This is a genomic window from Paenibacillus sp. SEL3, assembly GCF_054602585.1.
Genome location: NZ_CM137725.1, coordinates 3,256,271 through 3,274,450, shown reverse-complemented (window position 1 = coordinate 3,274,450; position 18,180 = coordinate 3,256,271). Strand labels below are relative to the sequence as shown.

Here is an 18,180-nt window from a genome sequence, read left to right as displayed (position 1 = left end):
GCTTATTCCCCTTCCCACTTGCGAACAGCAAGGCAGACGTTGTGCCCTCCGAAACCAAATGAATTGCTAATCGCCGCGCGGACCTCGCGTTCCTGATATACATGCGGCACAAAATTCAATTCAGGAGCCTCAGGATTGTCGCAATTGAGTGTCGGTGGTACTTTGCTGTGAATCATACTCTGCACAGTCGCAATTAACTCGACTGCCCCTGCACCGCCCATTAAATGGCCAGTCATGGATTTAATAGACGATATCGCCAATTGGGGGGCATGCTCCCCGAACACTTTTTGAATAGCGTTAATCTCCATACGATCATTAAATGGCGTACTCGTACCGTGGGCATTGACATAGTCGATTTCCTGCGGTGTCAGGCCGCCATCCTGCAGTGCGATGTTGATCGCTTCTGCCGGGCCGGAGCCAGAGGGATCTGGAGCCGTGATATGATACGCATCCGTTGTGCATCCGTAACCCACAACTTCGGCCAGAATGGTGGCTCCGCGGTTCAAAGCATATTCCAACTCCTCCAGCACCAAGACTCCTGCTCCTCCACCGATGACGAATCCATCGCGATCCACATCAAACGGACGACTGGCCTTCTGCGGCTCTTCATTACGTCTGGAGAGAGCATGGATATTCGCAAAAGATGCCAGATCAAGCTGACTAAAATTGGCTTCTGCTCCACCAGCAACCACGACATCAGCCGTACCGTACTGGATCGTACGTAATGCTTCACCAATGGCATTACTTCCTGTGGCACAAGCCGTAACCACAGCAAAAGAAGGCCCCTTGGCTCCGATAGCAATGGAGATTTCACCAGGTGCTGAATTAATCATCATCGAGGAAACAAAATAAGGAGAAACTCTTTTGGGACCAAGCTTTGTTAATTTCCCATAGTTCTCCTCTATAACGTCGAGGCCGCCTGCTCCAGAGCCGACAATAACCCCCACGCGACTTGCATTCCGCTCATCAATCACTAATTTCGATTGCTCCACTGCCTGCCGGGCAGCCGCCAAAGCAAACTGAGTGAACTGTGCAACTTTATTAGCTTCCTTCTTGCTCATATATTGCAATGGGTCAAAGCCCGTAACCTGTGCACCGATCTTTGTCGGAATGTCCGCTGTATCGAAAGCAGTGACAGGTCCGATTCCACTTTTTCCTTCTAACAGTGAATTCCAGAAATCCGTAAGATTAAGCCCGACCGGCGTTACGACTCCCTGTCCAGTCACTACAACACGTCTTCTCACTGTATCCACGTCCTTCGTTGAAATTAATTCTTGGAAGCCTGTTGCTCGTAGAGAGGAAAGTCGCCATACACATGGCTGATTTTTTCATGCACATCCGCAAGATCAGCATATACCTCGACGACCACAAGCTTGTTCTCCTGATACTTTTGCCAAGCAAGCTGAAGCTGTTCCCGTGCCTCTCCCTTACTCCGAATTGCGAGGCTCTCTACAAACTCATACTGGGGAATTTGAATTCCTGTCTTGGCCGCCTCAGAAACAAACGGGAGGGACTGCCCTGTGAGATGCTTATAATTCATCTGATTCTGCAACCAACCATAGCCACCATTATTGAGTACGATATAGATTAACGGTATTTGATATTCTACCGCTGTCATAAAATCCGAACAGAAGAGATTGAACGCACCGTCACCTACAAGTGCCACTACTGGACGTTGCGTTGCCACACTTGCTCCCAGAGCAGCAGCCGCACCGAATCCTAGGCTTGTTTGATCACTGGGGACAATCGAAAGAGAGCCTTGAGTAAAGCGGAAATATGGATAAAAGTAGGACCACATATCCTGCAATCCATTCTCTTGAAGAAGCACTAGATTTTCAGGAAACTCCGTCTGAATGATTTCCAACAGCTCAGGAACGTGGATCCCAGGAGCCTTTTGCAATTCCTCCAGATAGATAGCCCTATGAGAAAAAGCCTTCTCTTTACAGCTCCTGATTGTTTCAAGCCACACTCCATCAGGCTTCTGCCCTAGCCGATCATGCCATTGCTCCACTGCTGCATATCCATCACCAAGCACTTTGATACCCCTGTATTCGTGTGCAAAATCCTCCAGATTTACATTGACTTGAATCAAAGGTGTATCCTGTAGCAGAATATCCCACTCGAACGTAGCCGTTTCTTCCAAGCGGCTGCCCAGTGTGATCACCACATCAGATTCCTTCCAGATTTGTCTTAGACTGAGATCCGTATAGAGTCCGGCAACACCGCAGAAAAGTTCGTGTTCTTCATCCACTACACCCCGTCCCGAGGCAGTTGCGAACAAGGCCGCTCCATGTTGGTGAGCGAACCGCTCAATCACATCACCTGTACCTGACTTCATTCCCCCTCCGACTAGAATGAGCGGCCTGCGCGCCGTCTTTATAATCGCCCAAGCCGCATCCAACTCCCGCAGAGACGGAGAACACGAAAGCTTCTCGGGCGGGGTAAACTGAAGTCCTGTTGGCACAGGCTGGTCCATCAGGTTTTCAGGGAGTTCGATATAGACAGGACCCGGCGCTCCATTGATGGCCAAAAAGGCAGCCCGCTCCATCGCCCATACAAGCCGATCTACATGCTCGACACGATAAGCCCATTTTACAAGCGGCTTCACAAGTGAGATTTGATCGGCTTCCTGAAAGGATCGGGTACCCAGCTTATCTCCTCCGGTACCAAGCGCCAGAAGCAGGATCGGAGCGCCCAGGTTCTTGGCTTCCAGCAGCCCTGTAAGTGTATTACTGAGCGCAGGCCCTTTACCCACAACACATACGGACATCTGGTTGGTGGTGAGCGCATAACCTGCTGCCATGAACACAGCATTACGTTGATCTTTGCACAGAATAAAATCCATACCGGATGAGGGGAGTGACGATACGATTTTGAGGTCATCACTTGGTAATCCAAAGAGATGCTGAACCCCAGCAGACTTTAAGTAGCCAATGATGGCATCCCAGGGAAAAAAGCTCGCAGTCATACCAAACTCCTCTTTTCCGACAAATATTCTGCGACAATTTCTGAAATCAAGATCGGCTTTGAAATGAGCTTGAAATCGTAAAAAATATAGTTCGACATCGTGCCGTAGCCACCAAAAGGCTTATTGCCTTGATCCACATCCTCAAGTGTCTGATTAATGGTCAATGTGTGCTTCTTTTGTAGAACGTCAGTCAGGTGCTCCGATCCGTATAAACTGCATCCCATTGCACGTTCACTGAAATAACTGGAGGAGATACGCTTGATCAGTTGCTCGTCGTCTTGGTAGCTAACTACATTGAAGACTGGCGAAAAATACTCAATAATCTCCAGATTCTGATCTAATTCACTATATACAACCGTTGGCTCCATCTTTTTTGTACGGAAATCAATGCCGCCGCCGTAAATAATAAACTTATCGTTCGTATTAAAATATTCGGAAACCGAATATAGCGTGTCTTTATAGAATATAGGCGTATAGTTTGCGTTCGGATCATCGTTGGCTCCAAACACGAGTTGGTCAAGCTGTTGAATCAGCAGATCTTTGAAATGCTCACTCACATCTTGATGTACCAGAATGATGTCGGGGCCTAGGCAGTCCTGTCCAGAGTTGAACAATCTCATTCGGATCACATCGGTAACCGCCAGCTCCAGATCTGCATCAGGTCCGATGATGAAAGGATTTAACCCTTGTCCGTAAAAAATGTAGAGCTGATCTTTTCGAATCTGTTTTTTGATCTTCTCCGCATTGGTATAGCTCCCGGTGAACACCACAATATCAGCTGGCATCACGGAATTCTCCATGAACACCTTCTGGCTAACTTTGCGAATATAGATGGGTAATCCATGTACAGCCTGAAGCTTTTCATGCAGCATGTTGACGTACTCATTTACGTGAGAAGAAGGGCGAAAGTCTATATTTTCAACGTACAGGGACGGAATCAAAAGGTATAATGCATAGGAGTATAAAATGACGTTGGAAGGCATGAATACAGCCATAGATCGTTGCCGACTTGGCTGATAGGTCTGCACTTCTTGCAGAGCACCTTGAAGTGTGAGGATCGTGGAGTCAATTTCTGCATTGGCGGCCCGATAGGATGAAAATTGCGTGAGAATATCCATCACTTCCTGCCGATTTTCAATCAAATAATTGAGGCATTTCAGAATAGATTCATGCCTTTCCAAAAACAGTGTGTTTTCTGCCAATTCTGGATTTATATTCATGGCACATTCTCCCTTTCCTATATGCGGTTTTGGTAAATATCTTGCTATACCTTGCGAGAAGCAACTTTTCCCAGGGCAATACGCTCCATCTCCAAACGATCCACTTTTCCATTGCGATTTAAAGGAAAGTGGTCGAGCGGAAGCAAAAGATCGGGAAACATGTATGAAGGGAGCACACGATTTATTTCTTTGCGGAGTACAGACAAGGCTTGCAAGGATTCGCCTTCGATGAAGGCAACAAGTAATGTCCCTTTAGCCTCATCCTCCAAGGTGATCACGCAGGATCGGTAACCTAGAGAACCAATCCGGTCCTCAATATAGACCGGAGATACCATATAGCCCATCCGGTTGACCGTCTTGCCGCTGCGTCCAATGACATACAGCATTCCGTCATCCAGATAGCCCAGATCCCCCGTCTTGAACCAACCGTCCTGTAGAACGGATTGCGTCAGGTCTGGACGATTCAGATAACCTTCCATGCATCCAGCACTGCGTATCCACACTTCGCCTACGACACCGTCCGTCTGCTGTTTGCCTGTAGAATCTAGTATTTTCAAATCCACACCAGGTAATGGTAGACCACAACCCTTAGGACACTCTAGCGTCCCTAGCGTAACGTTGCCCAGTTCAGAAAGGCCGTAACCATTCAGCAAGGGCTGTCCAAATATGTTGTTAAATTTCTCTTCAAGGTCTTGGGTAAGTGGAGAACCGCCTACGCACCACATGCGCACCGGGGCTTCCTTGACCATTTCCAGTTGTTCGGGTTTTCGGTTTAGCATACGCAACAAGGTGTAAAAAGCAGAGGGGTTAGCATCTACGACCGTCGCCCGGTCTTTCGTAATACTTGCAATGACGCTCCAGAGGTTTTTGGGATTGCAGATGATGAGAGAACATGAGGTTAACCACCAGGAGAAGATAAGTGAGATTCCATAAAAATGAGAGAATGGCACAACGGGGAGCATATGGTCAGACGGTAGGTAGTTCATGGCGTGTATGGAATGCCTGATATTCTCCATAAAAGCTGAACCAGCTTTCACGATTCCCTTGGGTTTTCCCGTCGTACCTGAAGAATACAGAATGAGCGCATCTGGCCTCTCGCACCACTTGTTAAAGTCGAGGGCTTCAAGCTTTGGCTCTCCCACCCAATCCGGATGTGCCGTTTCTTCTTGAATCAAATCTTGAATCAGAATAACGAGAGCATGAGGAAGTTCTAAATCGGAATCCGTAAGGATACAACAGGCACCCGCTTCATCATAGATTTGGGCCACCTCATCGAGCACAGTCTGCTCGTCCACCACAGTCACCGAAACAGCGATATTGCACAGGGAGAACAGAGACACAACAAACCAATAAGAATTGGCCGCTTTCAGAATCACTCTACCGTCTTCGGGAATGCCTCTGAGAGTCAACATCCGGGAGAAGATCGTAACGTCTCGCTCCAGACGCTCCCTGGTCATAATTCCTTCAGATGAGATAATCCGGCAATCCGTATGCGTAATAAGCACAACGTTCCCTCCTTACATCCCCGTAATATGGTATCCAGCATCTACATGGATAACTTCACCCGTAATGCCTCTCGATAAATGGGAAAATAGGAATAACGCCGTATCTCCGACTTCAGACGTATCAACCGTCTTGCGTAAGGGCGTAGTTTCTTCAATATGTTTGAGCATTGTGTTAAAATCCTTAATGCCATAGGCAGCCAAAGTCCGTATCGGACCAGCGGAAATCGCATTTACACGAATGCCATATGTGCCCAGATCATTCGACAGATAGCGCATGCTGGCTTCCAGTGAAGCCTTCGCCACACCCATAACATTGTAATTTTTGATCGCTCGTTCTGCGCCAATATACGTCATGGTGACGATACTCCCACCCTCTGTCATCAGTGGGTACACTCGACGGGATACAGCAGCCAAGGAATAGGCGCTGATTTCTTGTGCAACGGCGAATCCCTCGCGAGAAGTGTCAACGAACAAGCCATCCAAATCCTCAGCCTTAGCATAGGCGACACTGTGAAAATAACCATGCAACACGCCTACTTTTTCTTTTAGAAAATCCGCCAATGCATCAAGCTCTTCATTGCTTTGTACATCGCAAGGACAGACCAGTGCTCCCGGAATGGTTTCAGCAAGCTTTAGTACCCGCTCTGCAACCCTCTCATTTTCGTAAGTAAAAATGAGTTGTGCCCCTTCAGCAGCTAAAGATTGAGCTGTCCCCCAAGCAATACTCCTGTTATTAGCCACGCCCATAATCAAAATGTTCTTACCGCTCAGTAGTACTGCCACAGAAACCACCTTTCTTTTTTTACATTATTAAACAAAATAACAACTTAATTGCGTATGTCTACATTTATAGACATATGTAATCTTTCCTGGAATATTATCGCGTTAATTGCCAAACTTAGATAGGCGACGTTTTAGGCAAATCACAAAATTTATTTTAAAATTTGTGTAACACATCATGTATGCTGTCTGTCATCTCACAAAAAATAATTGTGTTGCTTCTGTTGGTCTGTGTTCAAATCGAAAGGGATACATGTGTGTGAAAAAAGATAGCGAGGCGAAAATAAGGTGACTGTCAAAGCGAGTTAAACATAAAATCCGCATATTTTTGTAAATATTTACATTCCGATGACAGACTCACCCCACTACCGGAAGTAACCACTTCATTTTCACCAACAATGACTCTCCCGATTTGAACATCCTGAGTGACCAGCCAGATATCATCTAAGTGTAAAACCTTAACCTTTATAGACTACGCTTTTGTTTTTTGGGAGCTAAAGTATAGCTAAAGGAGACAACAAAGTCGATTACCAGAACGATCGCCCATGTTTGCATAATGCCCTCCAAAGACGCCGTACGCTGAGGATCATCAACATACACAATGATGGCGAGCAACAAAGCATTACCTATAGCCCAACCCAAAAGGTGAAGCAACCAACCTATCCGTTCCTCTTTTGCATGAGCAGCACCATACTTGCGTTCAGGCTTGGGTCCCTTACCAAACCAATGGGAGAACCGTACATCCGCCCACTTAATTAACCTATGACCAAATGCTACTGTAATACCAAAATAACAGGCCGCCAAGCCAGTAGCAGTCGTAATCTCCATGCCACTTTTCACCGTGATGAACACCGCAATTAGTAACAGGATATCAATAATTGGGGTAAAGACTAAAAGAAGCCCACCTAATTTCTTCAACCCAAACATATACCTTGCGACTAACCCTGCAACAACAAAAACCCAAAACAAAACCTCAGCACTAATAATAAATAAATACATAATGGACGATTCCTTTCAAATTAGAAATTGGTATTCACCTCAACTATCCCCCTTTCATGCCCACTATCATACAATATTATACATAATATTCCTAGTATTTTGTCTATAATTACATAAAAGGAAACAAATAGCCGTTTTTTCTATGAAAAACAGTATCTGTTCAAACTATTTCGTCTCGTTCTCAAAATGGGCATTTTACATCATATGCTACCCATAAAGAATGATGATGATCTGAAATGAAAAAAAGATGTACCTATGCTAATCAGCACGGGTACATCTTTTTTACAGATACACTATCCAATTACGATATGCCCTTCGGGACGACGGTACAATGTCTTGGTTGAGCGTGGACGAATGGCATAGGCAATCGTAAGAGGACCAATTCGACCAATAAACATAGTCACACAAATAATCAGCTTGCCTGCGTCAGACAACCCTGGCGTCACTCCTACGGACAACCCTACCGTTCCAATTGCGGAAGCAGCCTCAAATGCCAGGGAGAGAAATGGGGCATCCTCTGTCATTAAGAGCAGTATAACCACAATCGAGAATATAAATAGGGCTAGTACAATAATGGTCAGCGCCCGCATCATGATATCTTTGGGGACCCTATGACGGAAAAACACGATTTCCTTCTGTCCTCGCATGACGGCGATTAGCGCACCTACCATAAGCAGAAACGTAGTCGTTTTGATTCCTCCTCCAGTTGAGCCTGGAGAAGCACCGATAATCATCAGCAACATAATAAAAAACTGACTTGCCTGCCTTAACCCGCTGATATCGACTGTGCTCGTACCTGATGATCTCGTGGAGACCGATTGAAAGACAGCTCCATATACTTTGCCTTCCCAGTTCAGCGCACCCAAGGTTCGTGCATTGGTAAACTCAAAAATAAATAAAACCAGCGCACCAATCACAATGAGCGCTCCCGACACGCTTAGCACCATTTTGGAGTGTAGAGATAGTCTCCGGGTACGGCGAAAATCGAACAAATCGCTAAGTACAAGGAAACCCAAGCCTCCTGATATAACGAGCACAGATGCAATCATATTGAAAACAAAATCTCCAGCGTACTGTTGGAAGCTAGTCCCGAACAGATCGAATCCCCCGTTATTAAAGAGGGATACGGAATGGAATATTCCATAATAGATCGCTTGTCCGACAGGCATCTCTCGCATCCACCGCAAAGCCAAGACAACGGCAGCTATCGCCTCAATGGTAAAAGAAAAGATCAGCACCTTGCGAATAATACGCACGATCCCTTCCATGCTATCGGCATTAATAGCCTCCTTAAGCAGCAACCGATCCTTCAGCGATAATCGCCGCCCCAATAACAGCGCAAACAAGGTCGCTAAGGTCATAAACCCCAGCCCGCCTAGCTGCATCAGCACCAAAATGACGGTTTCGCCAAACATCGTATACGTTGAATCGACGTCAACGACGACCAGTCCTGTGACACAAGCGGCTGAGACGGACGTAAAAAGCGAATCAATCCAATGCGGAGCATGACCACTATGATTGGCAACAGGAAGCATCAGTAGCAAAGTACCCAATGCAATAATCAATAAATATCCAATGACCAATATAAAAGGAGGCGATGCGAACCGACTAAGCTTGACGCTGCGTTTCATTAGAGTATTCTCTCCATCCGTTCTTATGAAAAAGAGGAACAAGACACGGGAAACCCGGCTGATCCTCTATATTCATAATGTTATGTTATTCTACTGTACGGTTACGCATATGCGGGAAAAGCAGCACATCGCGAATGGAAGGCGCATCTGTCAGCAACATGACCAAACGATCGATGCCGATGCCCAATCCGCCTGTTGGCGGCATACCGTATTCCAAGGCGCGGATAAAGTCATCATCCATTTCATGAGCCTCATCGTTACCGTGCTCACGTTCCAGCAATTGAGCTTCAAAACGTTGGCGCTGGTCGATTGGATCATTCAGCTCAGTAAACGCATTCGCATGCTCACGAGCGACCACGAACAGCTCGAAGCGATCCGTAAACCGCGGATCTTGTTCGTTTTTCTTGGCCAACGGCGAGATTTCAACCGGATGTCCAGTAATAAAGGTCGGCTGAATGAGCGTTTCTTCTACGAACTGCTCAAAGAATGCATTCAGGATATGGCCAAAGGTCATGTGTGGTTCGACCGGAACTTTGTGCTCTTTCGCAAGACGATGAGCTTCTTCATTACTCATCTGCACGCTAAAGTCTACGCCTGTTACTTCTTTAACAGCATCAACCATGGAGACTCTGCGCCATTGCGGCGTCAGATCCACTTCCTGGCCTTGATATTGAATGTGCTGTGTGCCCAGTACTTCTTGCGCAATATGTGCAACCATGTTTTCCGTCAATTGCATGATATCTTTATAATCAGCATACGCTTCATACAGCTCAATCATCGTAAACTCAGGGTTATGGCGGGTCGAAATACCTTCATTACGGTAAACACGACCGATCTCATATACTTTCTCCATTCCGCCGACAATTAGTCGTTTCAAATGGAGTTCAATAGCAATACGCATATAAAGCTGCATGTCCAATGCATTATGGTGCGTAACAAATGGCTTCGCTGCCGCTCCGCCAGCAATGGAATGTAATGTTGGGGTTTCAACTTCCAAATAGCCGAGCGAATCGAGATAACGACGCATGGATTGAATAATACGGGACCGTGTAATGAACGTTTTTTGTACTTCAGGGTTCATAACCAGATCGACATAGCGCTGACGGTAACGCAATTCAACATCCTTCAGACCATGATATTTCTCTGGTAATGGATACAAGGATTTGGACAAGACCTCAATATCCAGCACTTTGATTGTCGTTTCGCCTGTTTTGGTCTTAAAGAGCACACCCTTAACACCAACAATATCGCCCAGATCCAAAATACCAAATGCTTTATATTTGGATTCAGGAACCGTATCTTGACGAACATAAATTTGAATACGTCCGCTAAGATCCTGTATATGAGCAAAGCTGGCTTTTCCCATAACACGTTTAGCCATAATACGGCCTGCTATGCTAACTTCAATATTCTTTTCTTCCAGTTCTTCCTTAGTCAAACTGTCATACTTGCTCAGTAGTACGCCCGCTTCAGCTGTGCGTATGTATTTGCGTCCAAAAGGATCAATGCCCAATGAGCGAAGCTCGTCCAATTTGGCACGACGAATTTGCAATAATTCACTTAATTCCTCGCGGTTTTCTTGTGTTTCCTGGTTAGTAGTTTCATCCGACATGGTGCTAAATCAGCTCCTTCAATATGAATAGACGGGCCGGGGTCCGTCCGGGTGTAGAGAAAAAAAGCTTCCACAAGGAAGCTTTTACATTAAATTCCAAAGTCCGTGTCTTATTTCTTGATATCCACGATTTTATATTGAATAACGCCTGCTGGAACGGTGACATCCACAACAGTTCCCTTTTTCTTACCGAGAATTGCCTTGCCAACCGGACTTTCATTCGAAATCTTGTTCTGTAGCGGGTCGGATTCGGCAGAACCTACGATAGCATACTCTGTAATATCTCCGAATTCCAAATCTTCAACAGTCACAGTTGCGCCTACTCCCACAACATCGGTGTCAATTTCATCACTATTGATAATGCGGGCATTGCGTAGCATCTTTTCCAACGTAATTACACGGCCTTCAATAAAGGCCTGCTCATTCTTCGCATCCTCATATTCGGAGTTTTCACTAATATCTCCGTATCCGATGGCTACCTTAATCCGTTCAGCCACTTCGCGGCGTTTGACAGACTTTAAGTTCTCAAGCTCATCTTCGAGCTTTCTAAGACCTTCCTGTGTCAGAATGACTTCTTTATCGCTCATCTTAACCGATTCTCCTGTCATGGGAAAAGTTTAAAAGTGCATCGGAATGCACGCTTTCAAAACATAATATGCCACTCTGAGGGAATGAGAACATTTCCTGCTGTTGTCTTGAGAGCTGCACACAATTTGTAGCATACATCAAGATTTTATACTGAACGATTATAGGGCAAGCAATTGGAAAAGTCAATCGCACGCACAGGCAGGAACAGCTTCCTTATTGCGCAACAGCAGCAGGAGATGCAGCACTTGTAAAAGGCTCATCGTTTTCTACCATGTGCAATTGAGATACAAATTGATCCAAAATACGTACCATATCGTCGCGCTTTGTTTCTTCCATAATGACATCCTTAATACGTGCTGAACCTTTAAGCCCCTTGAGGTACCAAGCCAGATGCTTGCGCATTTCACGAACAGCTACTGCTTCACCCTTCAAAGCAACCAGACGATCCATATGCAGAATGGCAATACGAATTTTTTCTTCCGGTGCAGGATCGGGCAACAGCTCACCTGTTTGCAAGTACTCAATCGTACGATAGAGCATCCACGGATTCCCCAGAGCACCGCGTCCGATCATAACGCCATCACAATTGGTCAAATCCAGCATACGGCGAGCATCTTCCGGTGATGCCACATCGCCATTTCCAATTACAGGAATGGAAACTGCTTCTTTAACTTCTTTTATAATATCCCAATTCGCAAGTCCCGTATACAGTTGCTCCCGTGTACGGCCATGTACGCTAACGGCCTGTCCTCCGGCACGTTCAACAGCGCGAGCGTTCTCTACGGCATAAATATGCTCACTATCCCAACCAATACGCATTTTCACAGTAACCGGCTTGTTTACTGATTCCACTACCGCCGATACCATTTCATAAATCTTGTTTGGATCGAGCAGCCAACGAGCACCTGCATCACATTTGGTCACTTTGGGAACCGGGCAACCCATATTGATATCAATAATATCTGCATTCGTCTCCTGATCTACGACCTTCGCTGCTTCCACCAGAGTTTCACGGTCGCCTCCGAAAATTTGCAAGCTAAGTGGCTTCTCACGCTCATCTACAAACAGCATCTCGCGTGTACGCTTGTTGCCGTGAATGATCGCTTTATCACTAACCATTTCTGCACATACCAGACCTGTACCGAATTCCTTGGCGATCAGGCGAAAAGCAGGGTTGCACACGCCTGCCATCGGAGCCAGAACGACTTGGTTTTTCATTTCAATACCGCCGATTTTCAACATATCTGTTCACCCCTTTATTCTTTCTTTTGTATCATTATTTATCGTCATTCCGTCAGTTCCCGGACTTCAATTCCTAGCGTTTGGGCGATAATGTTCAGCATGTCTAAGTCTATTGTACGATTGCCTCGCTCCACAGCACCTAATACAGTCAAAGATATACCGGTACGCTCTGCCAACTCCTGCTGTGTGAACCCTTTTAGTTTCCGAAAGGCGCGGAGTCGTTGCGCCAGCTGCATGTTTTCCAAAGCTGTATGCCGTCCTTTCCATCCACAGAATTCAATGCAGTATGCACGATACTGTACAGACCGGACGGATCTTGGTTCGGAACGATGTCAGCCAAGGGAACCAGCACAAAAGCACGCTCCAACATGCGAGGGTGAGGAAGCTCCAAATCCGGTGTAGCCAGTTGTGCCGCTCCCATCCATAACAAGTCCAGATCAATGGTTCGTGGACCATTAGGAATATGTCTTACTCTCCCCAGACGACTCTCCACCTCCAGCATATATACCAGAAGCTCCTCTGGAGCAAGTGTTGTAGATAGGGCTACCGTCATGTTCAAAAAAGAAGGTTGATCCAGATACCCAACAGGCTCTGTTTCGTACAGGCTGGAGCACCGTATTACCCGGATACCCGGATGTTCGTCCAGCGCCGTAATGGCTTCATACAGGGTATGCTCGCGCTCCCCCAAATTAGCCCCTAAAGCAATATAAGCCTCTGATGCCTCAGAGGTCGAATGTGCATTCATGTATCGTTCCTACTTTCTTGCGCGATAAAGCTCAACCGTCACGCCTTGAAAATGAATATCAAATGGCGGATGCGGCTTCGTGACTTTGACAGTCAGTGCATTGACACTAGTATAAGTGTCCAGTAGGGAAGATGCAATACGTTCGCCCAAAGCTTCAATCAATTGGTAAGACTCCTTTTCTACAATATCTTTAACGGTGTAATGCACCTCTGCGTAATTAACCGTTTTGTCCAAAGCATCCTGCTCACCCGCTTCACGCAGATCAAGCTCCAGTTCCAAATCAATATAGTAACGTTGTCCCAGCTTACGTTCCTCTGGAAAAACGCCATGATATCCGTAATACTCCATACGATGCAATTTCATTTTATCCATTGTGGGTAGGCCCCCTGTTATTTATTAGATTTTTCTAAATAAGCTCAACTAAAGGTGTACACGCGGCACCACTACGCGGTCGGATGGTACTTCCCATCGCTGTTGTGCCCAGATTTCCTTATATTAGGATAAAATGGTTGGAATCCTGGCACAAAGGCGACCGCTTCGCTTGTACAGCACCATTCCGTCCACTTCGTTTTCGTTCTACTATTTTTTCCGTTCTTCTTACATTAATTTCTCTCTAAAAAATACAGTGACTTTATGGTGCGTTGTAGCGGAATGAAGGATTTGAATCCGGAGAAGCGTAGCGCTCGCCTCCAAAGCTTTTCAAGGAAAAGCTACATCGTAAGCATATACTCAACGGGATTCCTACAGTCATATGTTTTACCAATTCAAAAGAATCCCGTTGCAACAGCGATCACAGGATCAAATCATTCATGAAGCGTCTCCTAACCACCATAACTCAGTGCATTTTTAGACCCGTACACCATCGCATCACACATACGTACGGTGCGCTTGATTTGCGCCACATCGTGTACACGCACAATCTGGCACCCTTGAGCAATGCCAAAAGCAACAGTAGCCGCCGTGCCCTCCACCACATCATTCACAGGCAAATCCAGTGCTGTACGAATAAATCTTTTGCGCGACGTAGCCAATAACAGCGGAAAGCCCAGCTGACCCAATCTATCGAGAGAAGTCATGGCATGAATATTTTCATCGTAATCCTTGGCAAAACCGATACCTGGGTCTAAAATGATCTGTTCCTCACGTACCCCCGCATCCAGCGCTAATCGGATACTCTCTTTTAAATCGGACAGCATATCAGAAACTAAATCACTATAGTTACGGTCATGACGATTATGCATCAAAATGACCGGGCAATCGAATTCCGAAGCTACACGTGCCATATCAGGGTCTGCCTTAAACCCCCACACATCATTAATGATATGTGCGCCAGCTTCGAGTGCCTTTCTGGCTACTTCAGCTTTGTAAGTATCTACAGATAATGGAATGTGCGGTGCGATACGATGGATGGCCTGAACGACCGGAATGACCCGAGCCAGCTCCTCTTCCACACCTACTGGATCATGACCGGGACGGGTAGACTCCCCGCCAATGTCAATGATATCGGCTCCATCTTCCACCAGCTTCAATGCATGTAAAACAGCAATCTCCGGGTTATAATGTAATCCTCCATCGGAAAATGAATCCGGGGTCACATTCAGTATACCCATGATCTGTGTGGAATGTCCGAGTGTAAGCTCGGCATCCCCCATTCGGTAACTACGTTGATAAAGGGTCGGTATGTTCACTTGATCCCTGCTTTCTGTCTATAATCGTGCAACAGCAAAGCTGTTATGGACCTGGGCTGCGTCAAGGGAACCGAAAAATGATTCGTTGTTCCTCCCGGCTCCAACAACAAATCCACGGGCCGTATTTCTTGTATAGAGTTGGTCATAAAAATTTCATCAGCCTGTTTCAACTCGTCCCAGCGGTACAGGCCCTGCTCACAAGGAATGTCTCGCAGATGCGCCAGCTCCAAAATGAATTCACGCGTAATGCCTGGCAGAATCCCTGTAGACAAGTCAGGTGTATACAGCGTATTATTCCGCACAAAGAACAGATTGCTGACCATTCCCTCTGCCAGGAAACCATTGGCCGTAAGCATCATTCCTTCAGCCTTATAACGGACAGCTTCGGCATACTGCTGAAGTTCCCGTTTCGCAAGAATATTATTCATATAATGGAGCGACTTCAAGCGAACCTCACCCTCTGGAGTGTTTCTGGGGATTCGCAACAACTGAAGCGCCGATGGGGAAGTCGATTGCCCAATTTGTGTATTGGTAGAGGGCAACGGCTTGGCAAACAAAATATGGTTGGGACGCGTATAGTCACCCGTCGGCAATCCTAGCACCTCTTCACCCGCTGATACGGTGTAGCGGATGTAGGCTTCATCCAACCCATTTGCCACCATCAGATGCTGGATGTGTTTCGTAAGCTGCTCCTCATCAGGTTGAAAAGGAATGCCGAGCATTCGGCAGCCTTCCTGTAGTCGATGCAGATGCCGATCCAGCAAGAATGGGGCGCCCTTGTAGGTGCGGAATGTTTCAAACAAGCCCATTCCGTATAAAAAGCCGTGATCACTTACGTGAACCACGGCTTTTGCGGCTTCCGTGAGGACGCCGTTGACTCCGATATATTTCATGAATCAAACGCCTACCTTGCGTTTTAGGAAATTGCGTAACAGCTGATGCCCGTAATCCGTAATAATGGATTCTGGATGGAACTGAACTCCTTCTACGGCAAATTCTTTATGCCGCAAACCCATAATTTCCCCTTCTGCGGTTTCAGCGGTAATCTCTAGACACTCAGGTAGACTCTCGCGCTCTACCAGCAATGAGTGATACCGGGTTGCTGTGAACGGAGAAGGCAGGCCTTCAAATACTGACGTATTGTGATGAAGAATCGGTGAGGTTTTACCGTGCATGAGTCGTTCAGCCCGGATAACCTTACCGCCAAAAGCCTGTCCGATGGCCTGATGGCCGAGGCAAACGCCAAAAATCGGAATGCGACCTTTAAAATGGCTGATCACATCCAGTGATATCCCCGCCTCATTCGGCGTGCATGGACCCGGCGAGATCAAAATATGCTCTGGTGCCAGCTCTTCTATGCCTTTCACATCAATCTCATCGTTCCGTTTTACGATTACTTCTTCGCCAAGTTCACCCAAATACTGAACAAGATTGTACGTAAACGAATCATAATTATCAATCACCAAAATCATACGACTCACCCTCCTGTGATACCGCTTCTGCTCAAAGCGGCTTCTTCTTCACCACATTGTACCGCCTTCATGACAGCTTTGGCCTTGTTCCGACATTCCCGATATTCCCTGTACGGGTCTGAATCAATGACGATCCCCGCACCTGTCTGTAAATAGGCAGTGCTGCCTTTAACAGCTAGTGTTCTTATTATAATATTTAATTCCATATTACCGTTATAGTCAATCCATCCAAGGGACCCAGTATAAGGCCCCCGCCGGACAGGCTCTAATTCTTCGATGATTTCCATCGTGCGCACCTTGGGTGCCCCGGTAATGGTTCCGCCTGGAAAAGTAGCCGCAATTACATCTATAGCTGTACGACCTGAGGCTAACTTCCCCTCCACCTGAGAAACCAAATGCATAACGTGCGAATAATACTCGACAGTCAGCAGTTCAGGTACATGCACCGATCCGTATTCGGCAATCCGTCCGATATCGTTACGCTCCAGATCGACGAGCATAATATGCTCGGCGCGTTCTTTTTCGCTTGATAGAAGCTCTGCTGCCATAGTGGCATCTTCATCCGGTGTTAGCCCCCTTCTTCTCGTACCTGCAATAGGTCGGGCGCTCACACGTCCATCCTCCAGCTTCACCAACAATTCTGGCGATCCACTGACGATCCGTAAATCCGGCATACGCAGCATACCCATATAAGGGGATGGATTCAGCAGACGAAGCCATTCATATATATTCTCAGGAAGGGCTGCAAGCGTACGTTGCTGACGAATCGACAAGTTAACCTGGAATACATCCCCTTGGGCAATATATTCCTGCACACGTCTTACGGCCTGTTCAAAATCTTGTTGGCTGAATGCCGCTGTCCAACCTTCAGATTCTTGATGAGCAGCCTCTAATCCTTTTTCGGACAGCCGAGCACAACGGCGAGGATGAGCTGGATCAGTCTCTCCCGCATGTATGATGTTCTTCCACTGAGTCAGCATGCGTTCTGCACGTTGGACCGCTTCGGCATAAAGTTTGCCAAGTATCGATATGGTCTCATCCACCATAAGCTCATTAGCCAAATCAGTCTGGCTACTGAATTCACCGGAGCGGGCAGGATTGGGCATATGAACAGCACAATATATGCAGGATTTTTCGTGATCATAAATCCATAACTCATTCACCCTCATCCATACATAATCAGGTATGCCCGTATCGTCTGCAGCTTGAGATGGCAAACGCTCCAACGAGCGAGCTACATCGTATCCAAGATAACCCGCAAATCCTCCAGAGAAAAAGGGCATGCCAGGTACACGCGGTGCACGGTAAGGAGCGATCCAGTTGTTCATGACTTTCAAAGGTTGACCATGTATATCTCCATGCTTCCCACTTTGCAAGTCAGTCCAAACTGCATGTTCTCCCTTGCCTTCCAATACAGCAACCGGATTTAAGGCCAGATAGGTGTACCTCCCACCTTTAGCGCTCTCCAGCAAAAAGGCATATGGCGACGAATCCTCCCAAGCCTTCCGCCACGATGACGGTAGCCCTCCCACGGGTAATGGGTACTCAGCGATATAGGGAAGTATGCTCCAGCCTTCCTCCTGCCAAACCTGCCACTGCGCCTCCGTCACTCTAGCTGTCGATTTCATCAGTGTGTGCTTCCCCTTCCCAACTTTTCAATAAGTCTACATTCTCTCCTTAAAAAGAAACCCCCACTCCCCTGCAACAGGGAAATGAGGGAATCCTTACGT

17 protein-coding genes are annotated in these 18,180 nt (G+C 46.6%); all 17 read right to left on the bottom strand.

Annotated elements, in window-relative coordinates; translation table 11 throughout:
- Nucleotides 1-2 precede the first annotated feature (2 nt).
- The 17 genes from fabF to ACYCS5_RS15095 all read right to left on the bottom strand — a co-directional run bounded on the left by fabF (nt 3) and on the right by ACYCS5_RS15095 (nt 18,078).
- Entirely contained in the window at nt 3-1,244 is a 1,242-nt protein-coding gene (gene fabF / locus ACYCS5_RS15175) for a beta-ketoacyl-ACP synthase II (RefSeq protein WP_068938691.1), read from the bottom strand.
- Between the two features lie 23 nt (nt 1,245-1,267).
- Nucleotides 1,268-2,968: a thiamine pyrophosphate-binding protein gene (locus ACYCS5_RS15170; RefSeq protein ID WP_459761288.1), complete on the bottom strand. Its 1,701-nt coding sequence runs from the start codon at nt 2,966-2,968 to the stop codon at nt 1,268-1,270.
- On the bottom strand, nt 2,965-4,188 hold the full coding sequence (locus ACYCS5_RS15165) for an aldehyde dehydrogenase family protein (protein ID WP_459761287.1): 1,224 nt from the start codon (nt 4,186-4,188) through the stop codon (nt 2,965-2,967). The genes ACYCS5_RS15170 and ACYCS5_RS15165 overlap by 4 nt, the downstream gene beginning before the upstream one ends.
- A gap of 44 nt (nt 4,189-4,232) precedes the next feature.
- Complete coding sequence (locus ACYCS5_RS15160) at nt 4,233-5,693, bottom strand: class I adenylate-forming enzyme family protein (RefSeq protein WP_029514643.1); 1,461 nt, start codon at nt 5,691-5,693, stop codon at nt 4,233-4,235.
- A 12-nt stretch (nt 5,694-5,705) separates the two neighbouring features.
- Nucleotides 5,706-6,476 carry an enoyl-ACP reductase FabI gene (fabI, locus tag ACYCS5_RS15155; protein ID WP_029514642.1) on the bottom strand — a complete coding sequence of 257 codons (771 nt, stop codon included), beginning with the start codon at nt 6,474-6,476 and terminating at the stop codon, nt 5,706-5,708.
- A 462-nt stretch (nt 6,477-6,938) separates the two neighbouring features.
- Nucleotides 6,939-7,472, bottom strand: coding sequence for a hypothetical protein (locus tag ACYCS5_RS15150; RefSeq protein WP_029514641.1), 534 nt, complete (start codon nt 7,470-7,472; stop codon nt 6,939-6,941).
- A 293-nt stretch (nt 7,473-7,765) separates the two neighbouring features.
- Nucleotides 7,766-9,103: a TrkH family potassium uptake protein gene (locus tag ACYCS5_RS15145; RefSeq protein WP_209950324.1), complete on the bottom strand. Its 1,338-nt coding sequence runs from the start codon at nt 9,101-9,103 to the stop codon at nt 7,766-7,768.
- An 85-nt stretch (nt 9,104-9,188) separates the two neighbouring features.
- Complete coding sequence (lysS, locus tag ACYCS5_RS15140) at nt 9,189-10,715, bottom strand: lysine--tRNA ligase (RefSeq protein ID WP_029514639.1); 1,527 nt, start codon at nt 10,713-10,715, stop codon at nt 9,189-9,191.
- Nucleotides 10,716-10,825: 110 nt separating this feature from the next.
- Entirely contained in the window at nt 10,826-11,302 is a 477-nt protein-coding gene (gene greA, locus ACYCS5_RS15135; RefSeq protein ID WP_013308160.1) for a transcription elongation factor GreA, read from the bottom strand.
- Nucleotides 11,303-11,516: 214 nt separating this feature from the next.
- Complete coding sequence (dusB, locus tag ACYCS5_RS15130; protein WP_165150712.1) at nt 11,517-12,545, bottom strand: tRNA dihydrouridine synthase DusB; 1,029 nt, start codon at nt 12,543-12,545, stop codon at nt 11,517-11,519.
- Between the two features lie 44 nt (nt 12,546-12,589).
- On the bottom strand, nt 12,590-12,790 hold the full coding sequence (locus ACYCS5_RS15125) for a helix-turn-helix domain-containing protein (RefSeq protein ID WP_176715713.1): 201 nt from the start codon (nt 12,788-12,790) through the stop codon (nt 12,590-12,592).
- A complete protein-coding gene (gene folK / locus ACYCS5_RS15120; RefSeq protein WP_029514636.1) occupies nt 12,742-13,290 on the bottom strand; it encodes a 2-amino-4-hydroxy-6-hydroxymethyldihydropteridine diphosphokinase in 549 nt (182 codons plus the stop codon). The genes ACYCS5_RS15125 and folK overlap by 49 nt, the downstream gene beginning before the upstream one ends.
- A gap of 9 nt (nt 13,291-13,299) precedes the next feature.
- The gene (gene folB / locus ACYCS5_RS15115; RefSeq protein WP_013368705.1) at nt 13,300-13,662 is read right to left on the bottom strand and encodes a dihydroneopterin aldolase; all 363 of its coding nucleotides are present in this window, start codon (nt 13,660-13,662) and stop codon (nt 13,300-13,302) included.
- A 449-nt stretch (nt 13,663-14,111) separates the two neighbouring features.
- Nucleotides 14,112-14,978, bottom strand: coding sequence for a dihydropteroate synthase (gene folP / locus ACYCS5_RS15110; protein WP_165150714.1), 867 nt, complete (start codon nt 14,976-14,978; stop codon nt 14,112-14,114).
- Nucleotides 14,975-15,871 (bottom strand): aminotransferase class IV, encoded by an 897-nt coding sequence (locus ACYCS5_RS15105; protein ID WP_029514633.1) that lies wholly within the window; start codon nt 15,869-15,871, stop codon nt 14,975-14,977. The genes folP and ACYCS5_RS15105 overlap by 4 nt, the downstream gene beginning before the upstream one ends.
- A gap of 3 nt (nt 15,872-15,874) precedes the next feature.
- Nucleotides 15,875-16,450 carry an aminodeoxychorismate/anthranilate synthase component II gene (gene pabA / locus ACYCS5_RS15100; protein ID WP_029514632.1) on the bottom strand — a complete coding sequence of 192 codons (576 nt, stop codon included), beginning with the start codon at nt 16,448-16,450 and terminating at the stop codon, nt 15,875-15,877.
- Nucleotides 16,451-16,455: 5 nt separating this feature from the next.
- A complete protein-coding gene (locus ACYCS5_RS15095; protein ID WP_029514631.1) occupies nt 16,456-18,078 on the bottom strand; it encodes an anthranilate synthase component I family protein in 1,623 nt (540 codons plus the stop codon).
- Between the last annotated feature and the right edge of the window lie 102 nt (nt 18,079-18,180).